We start from the raw sequence: 22,644 nt of genomic DNA, 5'->3' as shown, positions 1-22,644 counted from the left end.
TATAGCCTGTCTACTTTTTGAACTTCCTCTTCCAATAAATGTTCAAAAGTGGACTTTCGCAAGCCGAGAACATGTAACTCTACTTGCGATTCAATGATCTTTGGTAATCATTATACTCTATCTCAACAATGAAATAATAATCGCCATCTTCTTCATCACCTAAAGTAGGTTGAATATCATATCTACCTACGAAAATAGCATCTAATGCTGTATCCGCATTACGATATGGTTCACTAGACGCAAACCCTGCCTTTGAAAGTGAACGAACTTCCTCATCAGATAACTGACTATCATCAAAGTTAGCTAAAATTCTTAATTCTCCATCGTTTAGCTCTTCAGACTCAATATTCACTGATACTTGAATTTGAATCGCTTGTTCAATGAGTTCCTCAGCAATTGATTTTAATTGTTTAAACGGTACGATTAACGATATGGATGAGGTTTCAAGCTGTTTAATATAAGACATAATTGGTGTTTCCTCCCGAAGTAAACGAATTAAATCATTGTGACTTCTAAAATTTACTAATTCTTAAGATCGATATATTAGATTGTTAATGGTAGCTACAAGTATAACACTATTATCGAAAAAAAGATCAGGAGTCACTTAAACCATTCGTAATATATTGTACAGTTTACTCCTCTACTCTTTTTGTATCGTTTATACAGATAAGAGACTATATTTTTTCATTCTGTTTTCCTCTACTACCATAAAAATTGGTACCGATGACTCCTAAAACAATAATAATAGTTCCTATTAAGTGATATAGTTGAAATTCTTCCTGTAAAAATAAAACACCAGCTAATATCGTAATAAGCGTCGCAAAATTACTGAAAACACTCATTTTAGAAGCAGCTATTTTTGACAATGCATAATTTGAAAGATAAGAGGTTATGAGTGATGATAAAATACCCAAATACAAAATCGAAACAACAAAATCATAATGCATAAATGGTCGGAAAAATTGCGTTAATGTATCGTTCACCACATGATCGCCTATCGCAATTACATTGAAAATAATAAAACCAAAACTTGTCATGACATAGGTTAATGTGAATACTGAATATTGCTTTGTAAGCTTTCTTGCAAATACGTTATATAATGCAGCCGCAACAGTTGATAATAATATCAATCCACCACCAATTAAGCCCGCTACTTCAGTAGGTGTGCTACTCATCAACAACAAGTAAATGACACCAATTATCGATAAACCAATAAATAAGAAATGTCTACTTGTAGTTTTCTCCTTCAATAAGATGCTTGCAAACACTAATGTGAAAATTGGAATAGCTGCTTGAATAATTCCTGCTTCTGTAGATGTCGTTTTTGCTAGACCATACACTTGTAAAGTAAAAAAGATTACTGGGTATAATAATGCTAACGGCAGGATTTTAAATATATCTTTCCAATCAATCTTTATTACTCTCTTTTTAAATATTATAAAAATAGTAGCAGCAATCCACGCAATCGTAAATCGATGTGCAAGCGTATCTAATGGATTGGCAACGGTTAAAGTCATTTTGACAAACATAAAAGAAAGACCAATAATAAATGCATACATAACTGCTGCGATATATGCCTTTGTTTTTTCAGTCATATAAATTACCTCTTCTTATTTTTACTCGGCCGGTAAATCTATCGTAGTAAAAAAAAGAAGAATATACTATATATAAAATACACATCTGTACCGATACAGATGTGCCTAGGAGTTTGAAAATGCTCAAATATGAATCTATATACGATTATTTAATCAATCAAATTCAGAGAGGTGATTTACCCGTTGGTACTAAATTGCCCTCTATTCGTGATTTATCGAAAACTTTCTCCTGTAGTATAAGTACAATTCTGACCGCTATTAAGAAACTTGAAGACCAACATCTCATTTATGCCATGCCAAAGAGTGGTTATTACGTCGTAGATCATCAAACACCACAAGCACCAGAAAAGTCTGAATTTATAGATTTTGCAACGTCATCACCTACATGGAATGCTTTTCCCTACAAGGATTTTCAGCATTGTATCAATAAAGCAATCGACACTTATCAAGCAGACTTATTTCGATATGGTACACCAAAAGGTTTACCATCATTAGTTATTGAAGCACAAAAATTATTAGAAGAGTATCAAGTATTTACACATATGGACAATATCTTTATTACTTCGGGTGTTCAACAAGCGCTCTCTTTACTAAGCCTGATGCCATTTCCAAATAATCGCACAAAGATCCTTGTAGAACAACCAAGTTATCATTTATATATGGACTTTATTAAAACATATCAACTGCCAGCTGTTGGCATCAAACTAACTAAAGAGGGTATCAATTTAGATGAATTAGAACAAATTTTCCGTAAAGATGACATTAAGTTTTTTTATACAATGCCACGATTCCATAATCCATTAGGAATTTCTTATAGTAGAAAAGAAAAAGAATCTATTCTCCATTTAGCAAATAAATATGATGTTTATATTATTGAAGATGACTACTTAGCAGATTTCGAACAAAATTCAAAAGTAGATCCGCTATTTTCTTATGACTTACATGATCGTGTTATTTATTTAAAAAGCTTTTCCAAAATTATGTTTCCCGGACTACGTATTGGAATCGCAGTACTACCGAATTCAATAAAAGATCAATTTCAACAATATAAAAACACTGCAGATATCGATAGTTCCATGATTTCACAGGCAGCCCTAGAACTATATCTAAAAAGCGGTATGTTTACACGTTACCGTGCTCAAGTGAGTGAGGCCTATACAGCACGTGCTCAAGCACTTCAACAATCGTTAAAAACTTACTTACCGATGTATCAAGTTAATTCAGAAATCTGTATGCACAGTCATATTAGCTTACCAAAACAAGTTAATATGAGTAAACTCATCCATTATCTAAACCAAAAACATATTTTGCTTGAATCAATGAACCGAAATTATTTGGAAGGATTTTATCAGGAGAGAATATTAAAATTGAATGTTTCAACTGTGGAAGAACATAAAATCTCTAAGGGTATTAATGAACTAGCCTTTGCTTTGAATGACAAAATAAATAACTTTAACTAAAAGAGAAGCACGACATATCATCGTGCTTTTCTCAATTAAGAAAACAATCTCTATCCAAACAAATCGCAAGCTCTGCCTGGTTTGTCTGGAATTGAATATTCCTTATGACCCAATATTTCCGCTTTAGTTTGCTGTCCTGCAGCAACCGCACCAATTAGATCAAACAATTGTTGACCTACTTGATCTACGGAATGTATGCCTTCTATAATCCCTCCAGCATTAATATCCATGTTGTCAGACATCCGTCTAGCAGTAATCGGATTTCCACATATTTTAATTACAGGTGCAATAACAGACCCTATGACGTTACCTCTTCCTGTAGTAAACAATAATATATGTGCGCCCGAAGCTAGTAAAGTTACAAGTCCATCACTATCGTTTTCTTCATATATCGTTAATTGATTCGTGTCTAATAATCCTACTTTATCCAATAAATAAAGTCCTGCTTTTTCTGGGTGTTGACCAGGTTTCAATATATCAACAATGGGTTTTGTTCCTGCTTTGCATAATGCACCTAATGACTTCTCCTCAATTGTAGTTAGACCACCTGCTTCATTTCCTACGGAAACTGCAAAAGTTTTCAAGAGAATCCCTAGACCTTGTGCTCGGACCAAACCGTCTTGAAGTCTAGTTTTAACTGTTTCGTTAGCTGCTCGATCAAGTAAATAATCGTTACATCCTAATAACTCCGGTAGCTCACTAAAAATAACACGAGCACCATGTTCTACCAAACGATCTACTGCCCATCCCGTAGCAGGGTTTGCAGATAACCCTGAGGTTGCATCAGAACCACCACATTCAACACCAATAATTAGATCATCCAAACCAATTTCCTGGAGTTCTGTTGTTTCAGCACTCTCTATCATTTCGAGCGCGTATTTTTTACCAAGCGAGATTGAAGCAATAGATCCGCCAGTTTCCTGGATATTGATCATTTCAACACGTTTTCCACTTTCGGCAATTAGTGAAGTGAGTAAGTCAACATCAGTACTTTCACAACCAATACGTACAATGATAACCCCTGCCACATTAGGATGCTTACCCAATTCGACAAGCATTCGGAATGCGTAAGGATCTGAATAACAACCAGCGTAACCTAATACTTCAACACCAGGTACACTTCGCGCGATGGTATCAGAAACGTGATGTGCACATTCAACGGTATAGATGACTGCTACATGATTACGTATTCCGATTCTTCCATCCGCTCTCTTGTATCCCTTCATTCTCCATCCCCTCCGAAATTTGATCCACCGATTGATCTGTTAAATATTGCATGCTCATTAAATTGTGTAAATGGATGTGTTCACCAACATGAATATCTAATGTCGCTATACCGATTGGTACTCCATATTTGTATACTTTCTGTCCTCTTGGGATGAAGGCTAAGGCAAATTTATGTCCAAATTCTATATTATCTTGCAATATAATCGCATCAGTTTCGGATATATGAAAAATAGAATCTTTGCTGAAAAGTTCAAGAGCCGTTGCCGCATTATCTTTGGCATGTAATATAATAGCTCTGCCACCCTTCTTCGCTACATCCATATTCATCTTCCTTTCGTCTCTCAATCTTTAAAATTCGACAATAATTCAGTTTTCGGTAACCATTCGATTCGTCAGCTTGCCAAGTTTCTCAATCTCGATCGTAACGATGTCTCCATCCTTTAGATAAACCTGCTTATCTTCCGGATAACCGAGAACGACTCCTTCTGGTGTTCCAGTTAAAATAATGTCTCCAGGTACAAGCGTCATATGTTGCGAGATATAGCTTACGATTTCATCACAATAGAAGATCATATCCGATGTATTGGAATGCTGTCGAACTGCTCCGTTGACGAGGCATTTAACATCCAGATCATTCGGGTTTCCGATTTCATCCGCAGTAACTAGATAGGGTCCAAGTGGCGAAAATTTATCACATGACTTTCCTAAAAGCCATTGCTGCGTCCTCATCTGTAAGTCTCGGGCAGACAAATCGTTCACGTTGCAATAACCAAACACATGGCTAAGCGCATCCTCTTTCGCAACATACTTTGCAGTTTTTCCGATAACGATGACGAGTTCAGCTTCATAATCGACTTTCGTCGTCACTTTAGGTAGTGGAATATCGTCGCCATGCCCCGTTAACGTATTGTTAAACTTATTGAAAAGAATCGGGTATTGAGGAATAGCGGCATTCGTTTCCTCCGCATGTTTGCGATAGTTAAGACCAACGCAAATGATCTTATTCGGATGGGTTACACATGGACCAAGCGTCAGCTTTACTTCATCAAGCAAATATGAACTATCGTCGCTAACCATCTCCAGTACTTGTGATGTGAATTGATCGAGCTTCTCAACTGCCGCATCACCACCGTCGATCACTTCGTGAACCGTTAGCGGTATGGATTCTCCACTAAGCATAGGTAAATCTCTTACTGCACTTGCAACATCCAGAACTCCTTGATCAGTTACGACTCCTAATTGGTAGTCTCCATTGTTAATAAATGTTAATAATTTCATAGTAACATTCCTCTCCTCTGTCATTTACTGTTTTTATGCATTTTTTCCGAAAGTAGCGCCTCCATCGATATAAAGAGGTGAACCCATCATAAATTTCGATTCATCTGAAGCAAGGAATAAAGCAGCCTGAGCAACATCCTCTGGTGTTCCAAGCTCCTCACTGAGTTGGCGTTTCTTGATTGATGCCATAGCAGATTCTCGATCATCATAGGAGCTGACTAAATAATTCTCAACGAACGGCGTTAGGATTGTACCGGGTAAAATGGCATTTACGCGGATATTGTATGATGCGTAATCCACTTGCATGGACTTCGTCAGCGCCAATACCGCTCCTTTCGTCGCTGAATAAGAGGCCCTTCTAGCGAGTCCAATTTCTGCAACGCAGGAGGACATGTTGATGATGTTACCAGATTTGCGTTTCATCATATGTGGAAGCACATATTTGGAAGACAAGTATACACCGCGGATGTTGACCTGAATAACTCGATCCCATGTATCAGGCTCAATTTCATGTAAAGCTCCAACACCACTAATTCCCGCATTGTTAAAGAGCACATCAATTTGACCGTATTTTTTAATAATTTGATCGATCATCAGCATCACAGATTCAGGATTTGTCACGTCTGCATGGATAAAGTGACCCATTCCACCAGCATCCTGAATATACTTTAACGTCTCAATTCCTTTAGCTTCATCCAGATCATTCACAATGACAGTGGCGCCTTCACGAGCGAATAACAATGCTGTGCTTCTGCCTATACCAGAACCCGATCCAGTAATCAGAATAACTTTATTGATTAATCTCATTGATAATTGCCTCCTAAAACTTTACATTGGCATCTCGATGTACTTCTCATCTGATGAAAAGTAGCATCGTAAGAATAAACTAAAATTGGGATAAGCGACCAGCCAATTGACTAATCTCGGTTTTCGCAACATCCTTTTTACGCTCCCAGATATACTGTGGCATGGAACAGCTCACTGCTGCGATAGCTTCACCTGATTGAGATAGAATCGGTGCTGAAACACAGCTGAATCCGACGATGACTTCCTGCCTATCGAAGGCAATTCCTTCATCACGAATGATTCGGAGCTGCTTAACCAAATCCACCTTTGTTTTTAATGAATACTCTGTGAGACTTATTAATTGTTGACTAGGATACAATAAATCTAGCTCCGACTCATCTACAAACGACAACAATACTTTTCCGAGTGCAGTTACATGGGCAGGGAACTTCATTCCTGGTCCAGAAGCTAGCCTGACCATAGTAGGCGCTTCCTCTTTAGCTAGATATAGCACTTCATTACCTTCTAGTTTTGCCAACTGAATTGTCTCTTGAAGACGATCTCTCGTGATACTTGCTTCTCGATGGAACGAGGCGATAATATCTTGACCTTGCGAGTAAGAATCACCCCATCTCCCCGTAGCGGAACCGATGGCATACGTATCATTAGCATCTCTATCAATCCATTTAAGCGCTTCCAAAGTATGTAAAAGGGAATACATAGAGCTCTTATGGATGCCTAGTTGATTGACCAAATCAATTAATCGATGCTTATAGGGTTCTTCTGAAATAAGCCTTAAAACCCCATCTGCTTTCTCCAACGCAGGTACCCAATATTTTTTGTCCACATAACCACCCTTTGAATATTATAGAAAACCAAGTTTTGTATACAAATCAATTTTACTAATTTATGGTATATTTAGCAATTGAAATTTTCACCTTTTATAACCCGTAAAATTTAATAGCAGTTCCACCTAAAACAGCATCAATTTCAACTTGTGAACGTCCTTCAAGTGCTTTGTTCGTTTCCACCCAAATCTTAGTGTAATCGCCTGCCAAATTAGCTACAGGCCAATCGCTACCAAATAAAAGTCTTTCTGCTCCAAAATTATTAAAAGCAAAATCGATATAAGGTTTAATATCCGCAGCAGACCAATTTTCCCAATGGGCAGCGGTGTTGAGTCCAGATAATTTGGCATAAACGTTGGGGTACTCTGCCGCATCCTTCATCAAGCTGGACCAAGGCTCCATTTGTTGATCTTTTATCGGTGGCTTTGCAAGATGATCGATCACTATTTTTAAATTGGGAATTTTTTCGGCTAACGTAGTGACATGCTGTAAATGCTCTGGCAATTCTGCTACGACATCAAAAGTTAGTCCATATGAAGCCAGAATTTTAAGGCCTTGAATGACATTATCCTGAACAAGCCAGTTGGGATCCGGTTCATCATGTATTAAATGACGAACACCTTTAAAACGAGGATTTTTGCTGTATAACTCAAGCTTCTTAGCTGCTTCCTCAGGTTTATTCAATGGAACCCAGCCCACTACACCTGCAATCCAACTAAATTGTTCAGCTGTTTCGAGCATATAGTCAGTATCTTCATATGAATCCATCGCTTGGATAATGACGGTTTTGTCGATCCCATTTGTTTGTAGCAGAGGCTCTAGCTCGTTAGCCTCGATTGTACGATAAATTGAGCCATGTGCTGGAATTAACCAAGGATATTCTACTTTTTCTAAATTCCAGAAATGTTGATGCGCATCTACTCTCATCACTCATTCACCCTTTATCTCGATTTGGTCGTGCCATTCCATTGCTCAGCATTTTAATTCGCAACTATTCAATGCATCTACGATTCAATTCAGACTTCTACAATTCCTACTGCTTCATAGGGATAATCAATTTGTTTTTTCACTATTTCAGCCTCCTCTTTCCCTACGAATAGCTCGATTAAATATATGCCCAAATCGATAGATGTCGTTACTCCTCCTGCAGTTATTACATTCCCATCCTTGACTATTCGGGTATTAATTACTTCCTTACAGTAAGGTTCTAATAACTCGTATGCATTAGGATGAGTTGTTGCTTTCTTGTCCTTTAAGAAACCAGCGGATCCCAATATAAGAGAGCCTGTACAGACTGAAATTTTATTAGAAACAGATTCACTGGTGCGTATCCATGTCATAAATTCAGGATCTTCTTTAAGCTTTCTCGTACCCATACCTCTAGGAATGAAGACAAGATCATATTCAGATATATTAGGTTTAATAACATTTACTCTGACTCTCATTCCAAGTTCATCTGTCAGTTCATCAGTTAATCCACATATATCCCAAGTTGTACCTTTTGTTTTGTCAAAGAAATTTAGCCGATAAATAACATCATAAAATCCCACATAATCAAGAAATGTAACTCCATCGAATAATACTAAAGCGATCTTCATTGTATCCACCCTCTCATTTATAGTTACTGCTGATTCATCTTACGTTTTTGTATACACAAATGACCCAGCCTTAGATTAATGTTATCTTAGGCTGGGTCATTCGTTGTCTTAGCTTTTGTTTCATGATTATACATCATTAAATTAATAGAATGTTTGTACTGAATATTTCCTGTATTAGGTCACTGAACTCTTCCTAGCAATAACGAGATGAATCATTCTGACCATAGCATTTTTTAATTAATACATCTTCTGGCATTTATGAGCGATACATTTAATATTGGACTTACACGCTTTTGAGCTCGATCAATTGACCATAGAACAACAAAACTTCGACATTAAAACTAAACAATCTTCCTTCATCATACTCTATTCATCTATTATTTTCTATATTTTCCCTATAAAATACTATTTTGTAAAAAACGAATTTGTATAGTACTACATATCTTAATAATTTATTCTTCCCATGTATCAATTACTCCCTATCTGGCATCGTTAATAATCTAAAAAATTTTTTTCTAGTATGTTAAGATGATACACAAAAAAATAGACAATTCTACAAATCTAGAATTGTCATCCCGTCAGCTTAGCTTTTTAATTTCTCCGTTTTCTCATACCTCTTGACATATCTATTCCTCCGTTTTTCTATTTATAGACGAAAGAATGACTTAGGCGAGTTATTTGTATATCTTGAATTCTCCACTTCTTCCGCAATGATGCGGATTCCCTCTTCAATAGCTTGCTCATCCGTGCGAATGATGCTTAGACGCAATAAATTCAGCTTAGGAAAAGATGCAATAAACATTTTATCGGTAGTAAAGACATCAACGCCACGATTATCCAATCTCTTTACCAAATCTTCAATATTAATAGAATCTGGGAGCTGAATTGAAGCGAAAACACCTCCACAAGATTGAGTCGTAAATAAACACTCCTCGGGCAAATATCGCTGTGAAACTTCCTTTAGATGATTGATACGTCGATCGTACATAGACTTCATTTGCTTCGCATGATGAGCATACATCCCAGACTTCATATAAATCTCAAGTACACCTTGAGATAGTACTGATGTACTCAGATCAGCCGCATGTTTATGCCATTGAAGTAAATGAATAAACGATGATGGTACTGCCGCTGCAGCAATTCTTAATCCTGGTAGCATTACTTTTGAAAAACTTCTGAGATATATAACATGACTGGCTCCATTATAAGCGTAAATAGGATCTGCCTTACTATTTGTATCCAGATCAGCGAGATAATCATCCTCAACAATGTAAACATCATTAGCTTTGGCGAGTTCTGCTAGTCGCTGTTTGTCTTGCGCTGTATAAGAAGTACCTAGCGGATTATGAAAACGCGGAATTGTATAGAAAAACTTTATATTATTACTTTGAAAGTGTCGCTCCAAAGCTTCCCAATCAAGTCCTTCAGCAGTTCTTTCGATGCCTATGACAGTTTGTCTTTGAGTATCAATTGCAGCAAGCATTCCCCAGTAGGTTGGTTGTTCTACCAAAATGTTGATTTTCCCGTTAGGAAACGGCATTCCCGCAAGAATATGAAGCGCTTGTTGAGCACCGGAAAAAATAAAAACTTGCTCTGCTGAAGGGAAAACCTGCTGTTGTTGAAAAAGCTTCACGATCTCTTGGCGAAGAGAAAGTAAGCCTTGAGGATCGGGATAAGTGTATATGGACGTCTCAAATAATTCCATCGCTTTGTTCAAGCATTGGCGAAAGTCGGTATGCGGGATCGTCGCAGCATCAGGGGCCGCTGTCGCAAAGTCGATTCGATTGGTTTGCAGCAGAGGAAAGAGTGCTTCTTCAGCTACAACAAAATATCCGCTCTTCGGGCGTGAATATATAAGATATTGATTTTCAAGCTCTTGATAGACACTAATTATTGTATTAAGGCTGCAACCAAATCTTTGGCTCTGCATACGAATGGAGGGCAGCTTTTGACCGGGTTTGATGAGACCATTAACGATGTCCTTATGGATGATTTGCTGAATGGTTTCCTTTTTACTAGACATTAATATTCCTCCCTCTTGAATGATTCCACCTTACATCTGTACCCTTACAGATTGAATATTATTCAATATATATAACACTTTGTATCTATTATAATACAAATATTCATACAAAAATGCATTAAATGAACATTATCGTCCCTTGATATCTCATAGTGTCGACTGTAGTTTTGTATAAAAATATCGAGGTGATTGTAATGAACAACAAGACAAGCGGCTGGATTAATGGTTTCATAGGTGTACTCATTTTCAGTGGTTCGCTACCTGCAACCCGCTTGGCAGTAATGGATTTTGATCCAATATTTCTCACAGTATGTCGTGCCGCAATTGCTGGTGTGTTAGCGGGAATACTTTTGCTCATCTTCCGGCAACAACGACCTATTCGAAGCGATATCGTTCCGCTATTGTTAGTAGCACTCAGCGTCGTCGTAGGTTTCCCATTACTGTCAGCCGTGGCGCTTCAGTATGTCACATCATCGCATGCAATGATCTATATTGGACTTCTGCCACTTTCAACGGCGATTTTCGGTGTATTGCGAGGCGGTGAACGCCCACGACCAAGCTTTTGGATATTGTCAGCTTTAGGTAGCTCCCTCGTAGTAGGATTCGCTTTAACACAAGTAGGTAGTTCTTCAACTATCGGTGATGTATTAATGCTTGCTTCTATCATTGTGTGTGGTTACGGTTATGCGGAAGGAGCAATCCTCTCAAGAAGATTGGGGGGCTGGCAGGTGATTTCTTGGGCTCTCGTTATGTCTCTCCCCATTATGTTACTACTATCGTTTTATTACATACCGGTTTCATGGGAGGGTATCAGTGTTTCCTCACTTTTGAGCTTAGCTTATGTCTCTTTATTTAGTATGCTCATTGGCTTTGTGTTCTGGTATCGTGGTCTTGCCCAGGGAGGTATAGCAGCAGTCGGGCAGTTACAATTGCTGCAACCTTTTTTCGGTCTAATACTTTCTGCTCTCGTTCTTCATGAGTTAATTGGTTGGCCTATCTTTATAGTAAATATCGGTGTCGTACTATGTGTGGCGATCGCAAAGCGATTTGCATCAAAATAGTTTCTATAATCCAGTTACTCGATATGACTCACTTACAGACCTGGATTTTTTTAATTAGGAAGGGGAGATAATTAATGAATCACCAAGTTCCATTTCAACAAATAGATGTATTTACTAATGTTCCATTTAAGGGAAACCCTGTTGCAGTAGTTCTCGATGGAAATGAACTGTCAACTAAGGAGATGCAGGCTATTGCAAATTGGACGAATCTATCTGAAACCACCTTTGTATGCACTCCAACAGACCCACGGGCTGACTATAAATTGCGTATTTTCACTCCAAACAGTGAACTTCCTTTTGCAGGGCACCCTACTATAGGGTCGGCATTTGCTGTACTTCAACATGGCAATAAACCAAAGACAGAAGGATACTTAATACAGGAATGTGGGGTCGGATTAGTATCAATTTTAATAGATGAAGATAAACTATTTCTTACATTGCCTGAGCCTAATGTACAGCACATACATTCTGCTGAATTAGTTGAACTTGCTATTGCTTTGGGAGTCCCTTCACATAGCGTGAAAGCAAGTGCCACGATTGATGTGGGAGCCGTATGGATTACGCTACAACTAACTAATGCACATGAGGTACGAAGCCTTCGGCCTGACATGGCGAAGCTATCTACTTTGATTCCGTCAGGGGTAACTGGTGTTACGATATTTGGGTTAGATTTTGGAAATACAACGTCTAATCTTGAAGTGCGGTCATTCGCCCCTACCGAAGGAATAGATGAAGACCCAGTGTGTGGAAGCGGTAATGGATGCGTGGCAACACTCATAAAAAAACTTGAACTTATAAAAGAATCGAACTATATTGCTAGTCAAGGCTATAGTGTAGGACGAAATGGGAGGGTCGAAGTTCGGTTTCAGAATAATGGAAAAATCTTAATCGGTGGTTATGCAGTTAGTTGTATCGAAGGAATGTTAAGCACCAAGTGAGGACGATTTCACAAAAGTTAGAACATAAGATGACGAGAGATTAAGCAAAAATATAAACCACCAGAAACACATCATGCATAAGTGAAGATGCATAATGCTGTATGTCTAGTGGTTTATTTCATAATTATGTATTAGATCTATAATGCTCTAATTTGGTCATTAATTTTCCCCTTGCTTATTCCTCCGTGATAACAAATTACGGATTCAATATCTAGATCCAAATACTTTTTCAAGGAAAGCCGAGCTTCCTCTATATCGGGTGTTGTTGGCTCATGAATTCCTCCGAGTATTCCGTTTACACTATACATCGAATCCCCAGCAATTAGAGTTTTACTTTTTTTCAAATATAGGCTGATATGACCGGGGGTGTGCCCAGGCGTGTGAATGACTCTAATTCCACCGCAAACATCAATTTCCTCACCATCTATTAATGTTTTGTCCACTCTGCCCTTAGGAGGATCTATGATGTGTCCATCTTTTAAAAGTGGTAATTCACCTTGGATATATGGCTTATCCAGTTCGTGCGCAAATACTTGAACTTGGTTACCACACTCTCCCAAAATCTCAGGTAGACATCCTATATGATCTATATCCTGATGTGTCAAGATCACAATTTTCACATTATTAAGTGACACTCCTACCTTCTTCATAGCTAGTTTCAAATCTTCAATCTGCCCAGTGAATCCTGTGTCTATTAAAACGGCCATTTCTTGATCCCACAAAAGGGTTGGGTTGATTGTACTCCCGTAAAAGTCAAGTTCAAGTATGTGAACTCCATTTGAAATTTCCATTTTCTCAGCTCCTTTATAATTATAGCGATTAAACAACACGATATAAATTTTATGAAATGTAAACTTATTTTTCGTAAAAGATATTATTACTAAATCTATTGTTTTGTCAATAAATCTCTTTCATCTAATATAATAATCCTAATACAACCGTAAATAGAATAAACTCATACGCGAATCCTTTTTTGCGATTTTGACTGGTCATTTCATACGGCTCATACATATGAAATGCATACAGAACATTATCATCGTTGATTGGTTTCAAAAACTCAAATGCCCATGGAGTTGCATATAATCCTGAATTAACAATAATCGGTGTATCTTTATCTACCAAGCGAATCGCTTCTACTATCGTTTCATACAATTTATTTAAATCAGCTGCTGTATTTTCAACATTGCTATACCACTCGCTATAATCCTGTGTCTAAAAATCTTTAAATCCTGTCGCTGTTTCTGGGTGTAGTTCATTCACTAGATTATATCCAACTACAGCTGGATGATCCTTCAATCTAGTAGCAAGGTCACTCCAAAACTGTGCAGATTGTTCATGATAACTAAAATTCTGCCAAATTGGATCATCGTTCTTGAAATTATTAAATTGTCTCCAACGATCTCCTCGCAGACTTAAAACTGTTAATACTACTTTTGAACCTCGTTCATAAGCTGCATCCAAGTCTGCTTTCAATGCAGCAAAATCTTCTTCTACAATACCTTCATATTGATCTGCATTACCAATTAAAAAATCTTTTTTCGGATTTGAATCCGGCTTATCATTGAATAAAAAATCTCTATCCTTAGCCCATTTATCCGGAGCTAAGCGGATAAATTCAATATTTTCTTTATTAGCTTCACTATAATTTTCTGGAATAGATTTCGAATTGATAAAATTAGTACCTTTTTTCTGTTCATCCCAAAATGAAATCTTACCTAAAGCTTCTTCCTTATTTGATAATGAGTTGTCTTCTTTATTCGGTAGTTTGTTTACTTCCTCCTTCACTGAACATCCTGCCACCAATACTAGAAGTAAAATTAATATTAGTGGAAAGATATTTCTAGAAAAACGAACTTGATTTTTCTCATTTCCTCACCTCATCATGTATTGTAAAACACGAATGTTACATGAATGTCATAAAAAAATATTAGATTGTTATATTATGAGATCGATAGAAGTAGTACCTTCGTTTCCTCTTACTATTCACATTACGAATCGATTTCCAGTATGTTATATATTCACTTCCAATAATTCATATTTTAGAAGATCAATTAATTGTATTGTATATGAGTCCCACATAATCGATACCCTCTTCATATTTGCAACTCAAACCTCTAAACTAAAATATTCATATTATATTAAATATATTTTTTCAATTAGTAAAAGAATGCAACAAGAGCAAAGAATTGCACATTGTTAACAACCCAGTGATTCCCCATAATTAAAGCGTATACAATTATTCTTCAACATAGCTTATACTGCTAAGGGGGAAAGTTCCATGTATAATGTACTGCTTGTTGATCCTAACGATTTTACACTCCATCAAACAACAAAGCTAATTAAGCGATTAGACATTAATTTTAAGGTTACCAATCAAACCAATCAATATCATAATGTTACTCAATTAATTGAGAATCATCGTTTCTCACTCATTGTTATAAATATTAAAGGTTACAACACAACTGGAATATTACTATGCAAAAAAATACGAAGTAAAAGTCGTATCCCAATTATTCTTATAGGTGGAAAAGATGATTTCCAACTTGCTAGAAAAGCATTGACGTATCAGATCAACGATTATTTAACCGAACCAATGCGAGAGGGTACTTTGAAAACAAGTTTGTTGGCCGTTAAGAAAGCGCTTACTATTAATTCTTCATATGAACCGAATGATGGCCCAACTTCTACAGTAGCAGTCAAGAAAAACGAACCGTCTATCTCTATTATCGAAACCGTTAAACATTATGTACAGAATGATATGCATCAAAACATTACATTGAAAAAGATATCGAGCATACTACATTTTAACTGTGCCTATTTAGGACAAAAATTTAGATTGCATGAAAACATGTCTTTCAATGCGTATTTACTACAACAAAGAATGGAAAAAGCCAAAGTATTACTCAAAAAAACAGATATGAAAATATATGAAATTGCTAATGAGGTAGGCTATACCGAGATTGACTGGTTTTATAAAAAGTTCAAACAATATACTGGCTTAAGCTCCAATGAATATCGAAAGAAATATGATTATTCTCAAGCAAATTAATTACCGCAACAAAAAACACCAGATATCTGGTGTTTTTTGTTGCTATCTCATAAGTTGATATGTTCCATGAATTAACTTCATATAGTGGAAATAATCAACATCAACGTAACCATTAGTCTCTAGACTTGCGTAATTAAATATACCTATTCGATAGCCCATAAAATGATCTAATGTATATTTCATCTCCAACGGACGTCCAATTTCTATCCATTGACCATCTTTTGAAGCGTAATAAAATTTTGCAATATCAATACTATTTTCATAATTAAATTCAATTTTTAAATAGATAATACTAGGGGCATATGGCACCGATTCAACCACTGTTTCCATACCAAGACCATCGTTCACGCTCATCACGACAACTCTATCACCATTGCTGTCTACTTTAACACCAACAGTACCAAAAAGACTTTGTAAGGCAATCAATCCAGCATGATCGCCAAGGTTCATATACGAAATATCCATCACAGTCGTTGCTACACATGCTGGACCTTCCGTACGCTGTGTCAGCGTATTACGTGCTTTGAGCACACTATCTACAATATTGCCAGTCGTTAAGCGTAGATGACTGTCTCGCTCGGTCACTGACCATAACTGATTGTTCGGGTTATGATTCCATTGCCAATTCAATATTAATTGATTCTCTTCATAATCGAATTCATCACTAATTACAATTGGTTTACATGGTGTATTAGGGAAATTTGTAGCAAACTTTTCCGAAGCTTTACCCTCTACACCGACTATCGGCCAGCCATCAAGCCATTCCATAGGCTGCAATACAGGTATTCTTCCAACTGCATCATGATCTTGAAATAAAAGCGTATACCACTTATGATCTGCTGTTTCAATTATACCACCTTGGGCAATCCCTTTATTATAATAGCCCATATCATCATCCAAAATGATCTTCCGTTCATAAGGCCCAAGAAGCTCGGAGGAACGATAACATACTTGGCTACGACGCTTATTGCCTACTGTCGGCCATTCAATAAAGAATAGATAGTACATTCCATCTATTCGATATGCATGACATCCTTCACATCGTAAACCAATACCCTCACTTTCAGTTTCTAATAGTAACTGAACAATCCCGCCTTCTTTCACCGCAGTTGCATCTGCTGTTAATTCGGCAATATAAATACCGCCGTTTCCGTATATAACAAATACTCTATCCTCCTCAAATAGTAAGCTTGGGTCATGGAATAAGCCATTGATTACTGAGCGTTGCCAATTTCCATTGTCAATATCATCCGTCGTGTACGTATAAAACTGATTCATGTCATTGCTAGAAAAACATACATAAAACAGTCCATTGTGTTGGCGTAAACTAGCTGCCCAAGAGCCTTGACCATAGATATTTTTACCATCTACCATATTATGAGCGTCATTATTCTCGAAGCTATCATAGACGTAATTAAGGATCTCCCAATTCAACAAATCTTGCGACTTCATAATAGGACAACCGGGCATAACATGCATACTTGTACTAACCATATAATAATGATGACCTACTCGAATAATATCAGGATCTGGTATGTCAGCCCAGATGATTGGATTAGTAATTAAAGTATTATCCATTGTACTATCTCTCCCTTATGAAATTGATGATTAAGATTTAGAACTATTAATAACATTCCAAAATGATTGCTTTGGCTTGTGCTCTGTATCAAATAGAAATGGCCAATTTTTACGATTATGTACTGGGAAATGATCTAGCCAAGTATAATCATCAGCTGCACCCCAAAATGTTACTGACGAAATATGTTCACTGTATTCCTTAAATAGTTTAAACACTTGTCCATATCGCTGCGCTTGTTTTTCTAACATCACTTCAGTTGGAACTGTACAATCGGTTCGTCGATCATCGAATTGAAACATCGATAAATCCATTTCAGTTATATGAAGTGTTACGCCTAAGCTAGCATAGCGTTCAATCGTCTGGCGAATATCGTCAAGAGAAGGTTGATCAAGATTCCAGTGTGATTGCATACCAATTCCATGAATAGGTACATCTTTTTCCTTTAAGGATTTCACTAAACGATATATTTTTTCTCGTTTTATAGCATCAGATTCATTATAATCATTATAGAATAATAGAGCAGTAGGATCAGCAGCATGAGCATATTCGAACGCTTTTGCTATGAACTCTTCTCCTACAATGTCAAGCCATTTCGATGAACGCAATATATCATTACCGCTATCAGATACTGCTTCATTAACTACGTCCCATGCATAAAAATTGCCTTTATAGCGAGTAACTACAGTGTCAATATGAGCTTTCATTCGTTCTAATAATGTTGCACGATCAACAATGCCACTTGAAGGTTTTTCGAACATCCAATCGGGGGTTTGATTATGCCATACGAGCGTATGACCTCTTACGCCCATATCATTTTTTTTAGCAAAATCTAGCATTTGGTCTGCAACTTCAAATTGAAACTGCCCTTCCATAGGCTGCAAACTTTCAAACTTCATTTCATTTTCAGCTGTGATGCTATTGAAATGTTGTTTCAACAGTTGCTCTTGATGATTAAGCGTAAATTTATTAACTGCTGCCCCAACTAAAAAATACTCCACGAATTCCTCATATAGCTTTGGTATTCCTTCATTTTGTACTGTTTTCATAATAAATTTCCTCCTATGTATATTTATTTGTTTATTTCGCGAGAAAATAAAACCGTCAACCTATGTCGATTCGGTAATTTTATTTTCCTATAAAAGATTCAATTCCTACGTAATCAAACCAATCAAAATGAGCAGGAGATGTAGATTTTACTCCATTACCAGTTGCGTACATAGCTATTAGTACTCCAGTAAATCCACCTGCCACTTCTGTAGCAAGCATTGCACATTCTCCTTGTCCTAACATAATTGTATCTCGAGAATCGATAGTAGCTTCAAAGTAATAATGCCACTTATCTGCTCTGACTGTTAATACAATGGATTCAGCTGACAAGGGTATCTCATTCTCTATCTTCCATAAGCTACCGAGCCTTCTACGGAAAATAAGCTTGCGCTCACCTGAAATCCGTTTCACTGCAAGTTCATAATGAAACCTTTCATTCATATATACAGTAATTCCTGCTTCTTCCCCGTCTTGCTGTGGATTAAATGTAAGCTGTGCGGATGCTTCACATGCAAAGTGTTGTTGCCTTCTACCAACAAATGCAGGCGCACCACAATCATCCAATGTTTCTGTAGACCCATAAAGTGTCAAACAGCTTACCTTACTCTTTAATGAATACTTATCTAGATTCGGTAATCGCAATAAATTCCAATGAGAAGCTAGTTTTTCAGTATTAAAATCATCTCGAATTGTAAGTTCTATTTTTGGTTGAAGAGTTAATCCTTGTGCTGACACATTTTCACTGACCGTACCATTATCACCTATAATTGGCCAGTCATCTTCGCTCCATGTTACAGGTGCTAGAAATGTTTCTCTGCCGAGATGATGGCGATTCGGGTAACCAACTGGACGAATCGCTAGAAAAACTGCCCACCAACTTCCCTCACTTGTTTGCACTATATCTGCATGTCCAGTAGCATGAATAGTTTTTGATTGACTACGATGCGTCAAAATAGGATTGTTAGGACACGCTTCAAAAGGGCCCGTTGCTTTTGTACTTCTTGAAATTGTAACCATGTGGCCATATTCGGTGCCGCCTTCGGAAATAAGAAGATAATACCAATTTCCAATCCGATACATATGAGGAGCCTGAGGGTATTGTCCCCCTGTCCCTTGCCAAACAAAAGTATAATTTGTTAATCTATTTCCATCTTCTATATTGATACGACTTTGATAAATTCCTGTACCCGTCTCTGAATTCCCCCACGCCGTAGAAAAATATACGGTACCATCCTCATCGAAAAATAAGTCCGGATCAATCCCTGGTTGATCTACATAAATAGGTTTTGACCATTCTCCTCGTGGATTATCCGTATACACATAAAAATTTCCACCAGCTGAAACATTCGTAGTTACCATATAATACATTCCATTGTGATAACGTATCGTAGGAGCATAAATTCCACCTGAACTTCTTGCTTGATGTAAATCTAGTTGCTCTGGACGTGTTAGACAATGTCCAATTTGCTCCCAATGCACTAGATCTTTACTATGTAAAAGGGGAACTCCTGGAAAATATTCAAAAGAACTTGTAACTAGAAAATAATCATCGCCACTTCTACAAATGCTAGGATCAGGATGAAATCCACTGATTACGGGGTTATTATAATTCATATTTCAAAACACTCCTTTACCTATAATAATGAACTATATCGTTTGATCATATGAACAACAACCTGTTGAAAAGAGGTACATATACCTGCCTAGTTATAGGTACGAAACGTAACATATTACAAAATCTCATCAAGTTGAAAAAGCAGCAGTCAACTTCTGACATGCTGCTTTTTTGAATCATTGAGTATAGTTTTTATCTTGTAGCAGGATCAACTAACGCCCAAAAAGCTGGTTTTGCATGTAGCTGCTTGTCGAATAGAAACGGTGCTTCTGTACGAGTAATAGGGAATGTACTTAGCCAGGTATGATCATCTGCAATTCCCCAAAATACAACACCACCAATAATATCCTTATGTTCTTTAAACGCTTCAAACAATTCAGCGTAGCGGTCAGCCTGCTTTTCAACGATCTGATAGGGAATTTCTTCACCAAAATCACTGCGATCATTCCATACATATAAGCTCATATCTAGCTCAGTCACTAGATTATCAAGACCTAATCCTGCAAATTTCTCCATAGACGCAATAATTGAGCCAACCGGAGGCCATTCGATATTAATATGAGTTTGATGACCAACGCCATCAATTGGTACATCTTTCTCAATCATTTCTTTGACTAGTTCGTATAAACGGTCTCGCTTAACGACATCATCTGTACCATAGTCGTTAATGTATAGCTTAATATCAGGACCTCCCGCTTCGCGTGCAACGCGAAAAGCGGTTTCAATATAATCAGTCCCGGTTATTTTATACCATTCACTAGCGCGCATTCCATCCGGATCAGCTGGTTCAATAACTTCATTGACAACATCCCATGATTTTATATCATCTTTGTAACGACTAACGATCGTTCGAACATGCGTAGCTAGACGTTCGAGTAAGAGCTGTTTGTTTGCCTCTCTCTTATCTGTGTCTGTCTCGTCAACCATCGACTTGCCTTCCAAATCTTTAAAGAACCAGTCTCCTACTTGAGTATGCCATACTAACGTGTGGAAACGAACTTCCATATTATTCGCTTTTGCAAACTCAATAAGTTGATCTGCTTGCGTCCAATTAAAGTTACCTTCTGTAGGTTGAAGTGAAACAGGCTTCATCGCATTTTCAGCAACAATCCAATTGACATGCTTTTTAAGTAAATCTGCCTTTAGTCCAGTTGTTTGGAAAGGTTCCAACGCTGCCCCAATAGGAAAATACGCCGAATATACTTCGTACAATGATGGAATATCTTCTTCTACAGATAGCTCTACTATTTCTTTCACTATGACTTCTGAAGTAATGCTAGGCTCGGGCTCATTCGTTGGCTCGATGACTGCATTAGTGGGTTCATCTTCAATGTTTACAGCTTCTTGTTGACCGTTGTTTCTAGCAATTTTATTATTATCTGCTTGATCATTCCGCGTGGAGTTAATAATAATCAATGTCAACGTTAGAATGATAACAATGCCAGCAATAGCTAATATTTTTTTATTGAATTTGGGATTCACTACTTCATCCACCTTTGCATGAAATTAGAAACACCATACGCGAACTAGTCATATTACTACGTTCCACGCATGGCGTTCTACCTATTTACTATTTATCCAACAATTCCTGTACGTTCAATACTTTCTACAAAATAACGCTGAACAAATAAGTAAATAATTATTAATGGTAAAATAGCTAGCAATATCCCTGTGTCCTGAATCATGCTCAAATAGAACGGATCTACAGTCGCCCCAACTCCACCTTGGAGAGTAGCTGAAACATTATACGGTAATGATGACAGCTGCGTAGACATGACCTTTCCGCTTGTTAAATAGGTCGTCGTAAAAAAACTATCATTCCATTGCCATACGAATGAAAAGAGCGCAACCGTAACAATGGAAGGTATTGCATTAGGTAGCATAATGCGAGTGAATGTTGAAGGTACACCTGCACCATCCATATATGCGGCTTCTTCAACCTCTTTCGGTATTCCCCTAAAAAATTGCCTAAAGATGAAAATATATAGTCCTGCTTTAAGAGAGTTTGCCGTAATAGAAGTTAAAATAAAAGGCCAATAAGTATTTAATAGATTAATAGATTTCCCCCCGGTAATCAAAGGAATGAGCCCCAATAGCGTAAAGTCATTCATATTAAGATAAAGGGGAATCAATATCGTCGAAGGTGGCACAAGAATCGTAAGTATGACGCCTCCAAAAAGTAAATTGCTTCCCCTAAATTTAAGTCGGGCAAAAGCATAACCTGCTAGTGCACAGGACGCCGCAGCTAGAATGGTCGTTAACCCTGATAGAGTAAAAGTGTTTAACAATGTCTTACCATAATTCATAATAGACATCGCCAGTTTAAAATTGTCAAGCGTATATGTCTCTGGAATCCACACGACAACGGGTGAATAGAGATCGGATTTATCTTTAAACGCTGTAGAAATTTTCTGAATGATCGGGAACAGGATAACGAACGATAGACCTACAATAAGCGTCAGTCTCACGAATGACCAAATCCAATGTTTCCATTGTTCTAGTGACAATAATTTACCTACAATCTTCAACTCATTCATCCT

General features: G+C 37.3%; 20 protein-coding genes and 1 pseudogene. 4 read left to right on the top strand and 17 right to left on the bottom strand.

The window, feature by feature from the left end:
• Positions 1 to 79 precede the first annotated feature (79 nt).
• Entirely contained in the window at positions 80 to 466 is a 387-nt protein-coding gene (locus tag NV377_RS01320) for a hypothetical protein (protein WP_258199376.1), read from the bottom strand.
• Between the two features lie 208 nt (positions 467 to 674).
• The gene (locus NV377_RS01315; protein ID WP_258199375.1) at positions 675 to 1,595 is read right to left on the bottom strand and encodes a DMT family transporter; all 921 of its coding nucleotides are present in this window, start codon (positions 1,593 to 1,595) and stop codon (positions 675 to 677) included.
• Between the two features lie 119 nt (positions 1,596 to 1,714).
• On the opposite strand from NV377_RS01315, the gene NV377_RS01310 reads away from it, so the two are divergent.
• Positions 1,715 to 3,055, top strand: a complete 1,341-nt coding sequence (locus tag NV377_RS01310; RefSeq protein WP_258199374.1) for an aminotransferase-like domain-containing protein — start codon at positions 1,715 to 1,717, stop codon at positions 3,053 to 3,055.
• Between the two features lie 50 nt (positions 3,056 to 3,105).
• Here the strand turns inward: NV377_RS01310 and NV377_RS01305 are convergent, their stop codons facing one another.
• From NV377_RS01305 to NV377_RS01270, 8 genes are all read right to left on the bottom strand, one after another.
• Positions 3,106 to 4,281 (bottom strand): UxaA family hydrolase, encoded by a 1,176-nt coding sequence (locus NV377_RS01305; RefSeq protein WP_258199373.1) that lies wholly within the window; start codon positions 4,279 to 4,281, stop codon positions 3,106 to 3,108.
• The gene (locus tag NV377_RS01300) at positions 4,238 to 4,603 is read right to left on the bottom strand and encodes a UxaA family hydrolase (protein ID WP_258199372.1); all 366 of its coding nucleotides are present in this window, start codon (positions 4,601 to 4,603) and stop codon (positions 4,238 to 4,240) included. Before NV377_RS01300 ends, NV377_RS01305 begins: the two co-directional genes overlap by 44 nt.
• A 45-nt stretch (positions 4,604 to 4,648) precedes the next feature.
• Positions 4,649 to 5,560, bottom strand: a complete 912-nt coding sequence (locus tag NV377_RS01295) for a fumarylacetoacetate hydrolase family protein (protein ID WP_258199371.1) — start codon at positions 5,558 to 5,560, stop codon at positions 4,649 to 4,651.
• Positions 5,561 to 5,593: 33 nt separating this feature from the next.
• A complete protein-coding gene (locus tag NV377_RS01290; protein WP_258199370.1) occupies positions 5,594 to 6,367 on the bottom strand; it encodes an SDR family NAD(P)-dependent oxidoreductase in 774 nt (257 codons plus the stop codon).
• Positions 6,368 to 6,446: 79 nt separating this feature from the next.
• Entirely contained in the window at positions 6,447 to 7,193 is a 747-nt protein-coding gene (locus tag NV377_RS01285; protein ID WP_258199369.1) for an IclR family transcriptional regulator, read from the bottom strand.
• Positions 7,194 to 7,287: 94 nt separating this feature from the next.
• The gene (locus NV377_RS01280; RefSeq protein WP_258199368.1) at positions 7,288 to 8,121 is read right to left on the bottom strand and encodes an amidohydrolase family protein; all 834 of its coding nucleotides are present in this window, start codon (positions 8,119 to 8,121) and stop codon (positions 7,288 to 7,290) included.
• An 89-nt stretch (positions 8,122 to 8,210) separates the two neighbouring features.
• A complete protein-coding gene (locus NV377_RS01275; protein ID WP_258199367.1) occupies positions 8,211 to 8,792 on the bottom strand; it encodes a DJ-1/PfpI family protein in 582 nt (193 codons plus the stop codon).
• 646 nt (positions 8,793 to 9,438) lie between these two features.
• A complete protein-coding gene (locus NV377_RS01270; protein ID WP_258199366.1) occupies positions 9,439 to 10,815 on the bottom strand; it encodes an aminotransferase-like domain-containing protein in 1,377 nt (458 codons plus the stop codon).
• Positions 10,816 to 11,009: 194 nt separating this feature from the next.
• On the opposite strand from NV377_RS01270, the gene NV377_RS01265 reads away from it, so the two are divergent.
• Together NV377_RS01265 and NV377_RS01260 are read left to right on the top strand one after the other, a co-directional pair.
• The gene (locus NV377_RS01265) at positions 11,010 to 11,876 is read left to right on the top strand and encodes a DMT family transporter (RefSeq protein WP_258199365.1); all 867 of its coding nucleotides are present in this window, start codon (positions 11,010 to 11,012) and stop codon (positions 11,874 to 11,876) included.
• Positions 11,877 to 11,950: 74 nt separating this feature from the next.
• Positions 11,951 to 12,814: a PhzF family phenazine biosynthesis protein gene (locus NV377_RS01260; RefSeq protein ID WP_258199364.1), complete on the top strand. Its 864-nt coding sequence runs from the start codon at positions 11,951 to 11,953 to the stop codon at positions 12,812 to 12,814.
• Positions 12,815 to 12,951: 137 nt separating this feature from the next.
• Here the strand turns inward: NV377_RS01260 and NV377_RS01255 are convergent, their stop codons facing one another.
• On the bottom strand, positions 12,952 to 13,605 hold the full coding sequence (locus tag NV377_RS01255) for an MBL fold metallo-hydrolase (protein ID WP_258199363.1): 654 nt from the start codon (positions 13,603 to 13,605) through the stop codon (positions 12,952 to 12,954).
• 160 nt (positions 13,606 to 13,765) lie between these two features.
• Positions 13,766 to 14,524: pseudogene (locus tag NV377_RS01250) on the bottom strand (glycoside hydrolase family 5 protein); the annotation flags it as partial.
• Positions 14,525 to 15,092: 568 nt separating this feature from the next.
• Between NV377_RS01250 and NV377_RS01245 the strand changes: the two are divergent.
• Positions 15,093 to 15,863, top strand: a complete 771-nt coding sequence (locus tag NV377_RS01245) for a helix-turn-helix domain-containing protein (RefSeq protein ID WP_258199362.1) — start codon at positions 15,093 to 15,095, stop codon at positions 15,861 to 15,863.
• Between the two features lie 42 nt (positions 15,864 to 15,905).
• On the opposite strand, the gene NV377_RS01240 is transcribed toward NV377_RS01245, so the two are convergent.
• The 5 genes from NV377_RS01240 to NV377_RS01220 form a co-directional block, all read right to left on the bottom strand.
• Positions 15,906 to 17,441, bottom strand: coding sequence for a glycoside hydrolase family 43 protein (locus NV377_RS01240; protein ID WP_258199361.1), 1,536 nt, complete (start codon positions 17,439 to 17,441; stop codon positions 15,906 to 15,908).
• Positions 17,442 to 17,471: 30 nt separating this feature from the next.
• Entirely contained in the window at positions 17,472 to 18,488 is a 1,017-nt protein-coding gene (locus NV377_RS01235) for an endo-1,4-beta-xylanase (protein ID WP_258199360.1), read from the bottom strand.
• 79 nt (positions 18,489 to 18,567) lie between these two features.
• The gene (locus NV377_RS01230; RefSeq protein ID WP_258199359.1) at positions 18,568 to 20,103 is read right to left on the bottom strand and encodes a glycoside hydrolase family 43 protein; all 1,536 of its coding nucleotides are present in this window, start codon (positions 20,101 to 20,103) and stop codon (positions 18,568 to 18,570) included.
• A gap of 193 nt (positions 20,104 to 20,296) precedes the next feature.
• Entirely contained in the window at positions 20,297 to 21,586 is a 1,290-nt protein-coding gene (locus NV377_RS01225; RefSeq protein WP_258199358.1) for an endo-1,4-beta-xylanase, read from the bottom strand.
• Between the two features lie 92 nt (positions 21,587 to 21,678).
• A complete protein-coding gene (locus NV377_RS01220) occupies positions 21,679 to 22,641 on the bottom strand; it encodes a carbohydrate ABC transporter permease (protein ID WP_258199357.1) in 963 nt (320 codons plus the stop codon).
• Positions 22,642 to 22,644: the final 3 nt, after the last annotated feature.

The sequence above is a fragment of the Paenibacillus endoradicis genome, assembly GCF_024721975.1.
The sequence above is the reverse complement of the archived record's forward strand: the minus strand, read 5'-3'. Positions and strand labels throughout refer to the sequence as shown.

Coding starts and splice junctions, on each gene's coding strand:
- NV377_RS01305 (WP_258199373.1), bottom strand. CDS start 4,281: ATGAAGGGATACAAGAGAGCGGATGGAAGAATCGGAATACGTAATCAT.
- NV377_RS01320 (WP_258199376.1), bottom strand. CDS start 466: ATGTCTTATATTAAACAGCTTGAAACCTCATCCATATCGTTAATCGTA.
- NV377_RS01300 (WP_258199372.1), bottom strand. CDS start 4,603: ATGGATGTAGCGAAGAAGGGTGGCAGAGCTATTATATTACATGCCAAA.
- NV377_RS01260 (WP_258199364.1), top strand. CDS start 11,951: ATGAATCACCAAGTTCCATTTCAACAAATAGATGTATTTACTAATGTT.
- NV377_RS01280 (WP_258199368.1), bottom strand. CDS start 8,121: ATGAGAGTAGATGCGCATCAACATTTCTGGAATTTAGAAAAAGTAGAA.
- NV377_RS01295 (WP_258199371.1), bottom strand. CDS start 5,560: ATGAAATTATTAACATTTATTAACAATGGAGACTACCAATTAGGAGTC.
- NV377_RS01255 (WP_258199363.1), bottom strand. CDS start 13,605: ATGGAAATTTCAAATGGAGTTCACATACTTGAACTTGACTTTTACGGG.
- NV377_RS01275 (WP_258199367.1), bottom strand. CDS start 8,792: ATGAAGATCGCTTTAGTATTATTCGATGGAGTTACATTTCTTGATTAT.
- NV377_RS01230 (WP_258199359.1), bottom strand. CDS start 20,103: ATGAATTATAATAACCCCGTAATCAGTGGATTTCATCCTGATCCTAGC.
- NV377_RS01245 (WP_258199362.1), top strand. CDS start 15,093: ATGTATAATGTACTGCTTGTTGATCCTAACGATTTTACACTCCATCAA.
- NV377_RS01235 (WP_258199360.1), bottom strand. CDS start 18,488: ATGAAAACAGTACAAAATGAAGGAATACCAAAGCTATATGAGGAATTC.
- NV377_RS01220 (WP_258199357.1), bottom strand. CDS start 22,641: ATGAATGAGTTGAAGATTGTAGGTAAATTATTGTCACTAGAACAATGG.
- NV377_RS01310 (WP_258199374.1), top strand. CDS start 1,715: ATGCTCAAATATGAATCTATATACGATTATTTAATCAATCAAATTCAG.
- NV377_RS01270 (WP_258199366.1), bottom strand. CDS start 10,815: ATGTCTAGTAAAAAGGAAACCATTCAGCAAATCATCCATAAGGACATC.
- NV377_RS01315 (WP_258199375.1), bottom strand. CDS start 1,595: ATGACTGAAAAAACAAAGGCATATATCGCAGCAGTTATGTATGCATTT.
- NV377_RS01265 (WP_258199365.1), top strand. CDS start 11,010: ATGAACAACAAGACAAGCGGCTGGATTAATGGTTTCATAGGTGTACTC.
- NV377_RS01290 (WP_258199370.1), bottom strand. CDS start 6,367: ATGAGATTAATCAATAAAGTTATTCTGATTACTGGATCGGGTTCTGGT.
- NV377_RS01240 (WP_258199361.1), bottom strand. CDS start 17,441: ATGGATAATACTTTAATTACTAATCCAATCATCTGGGCTGACATACCA.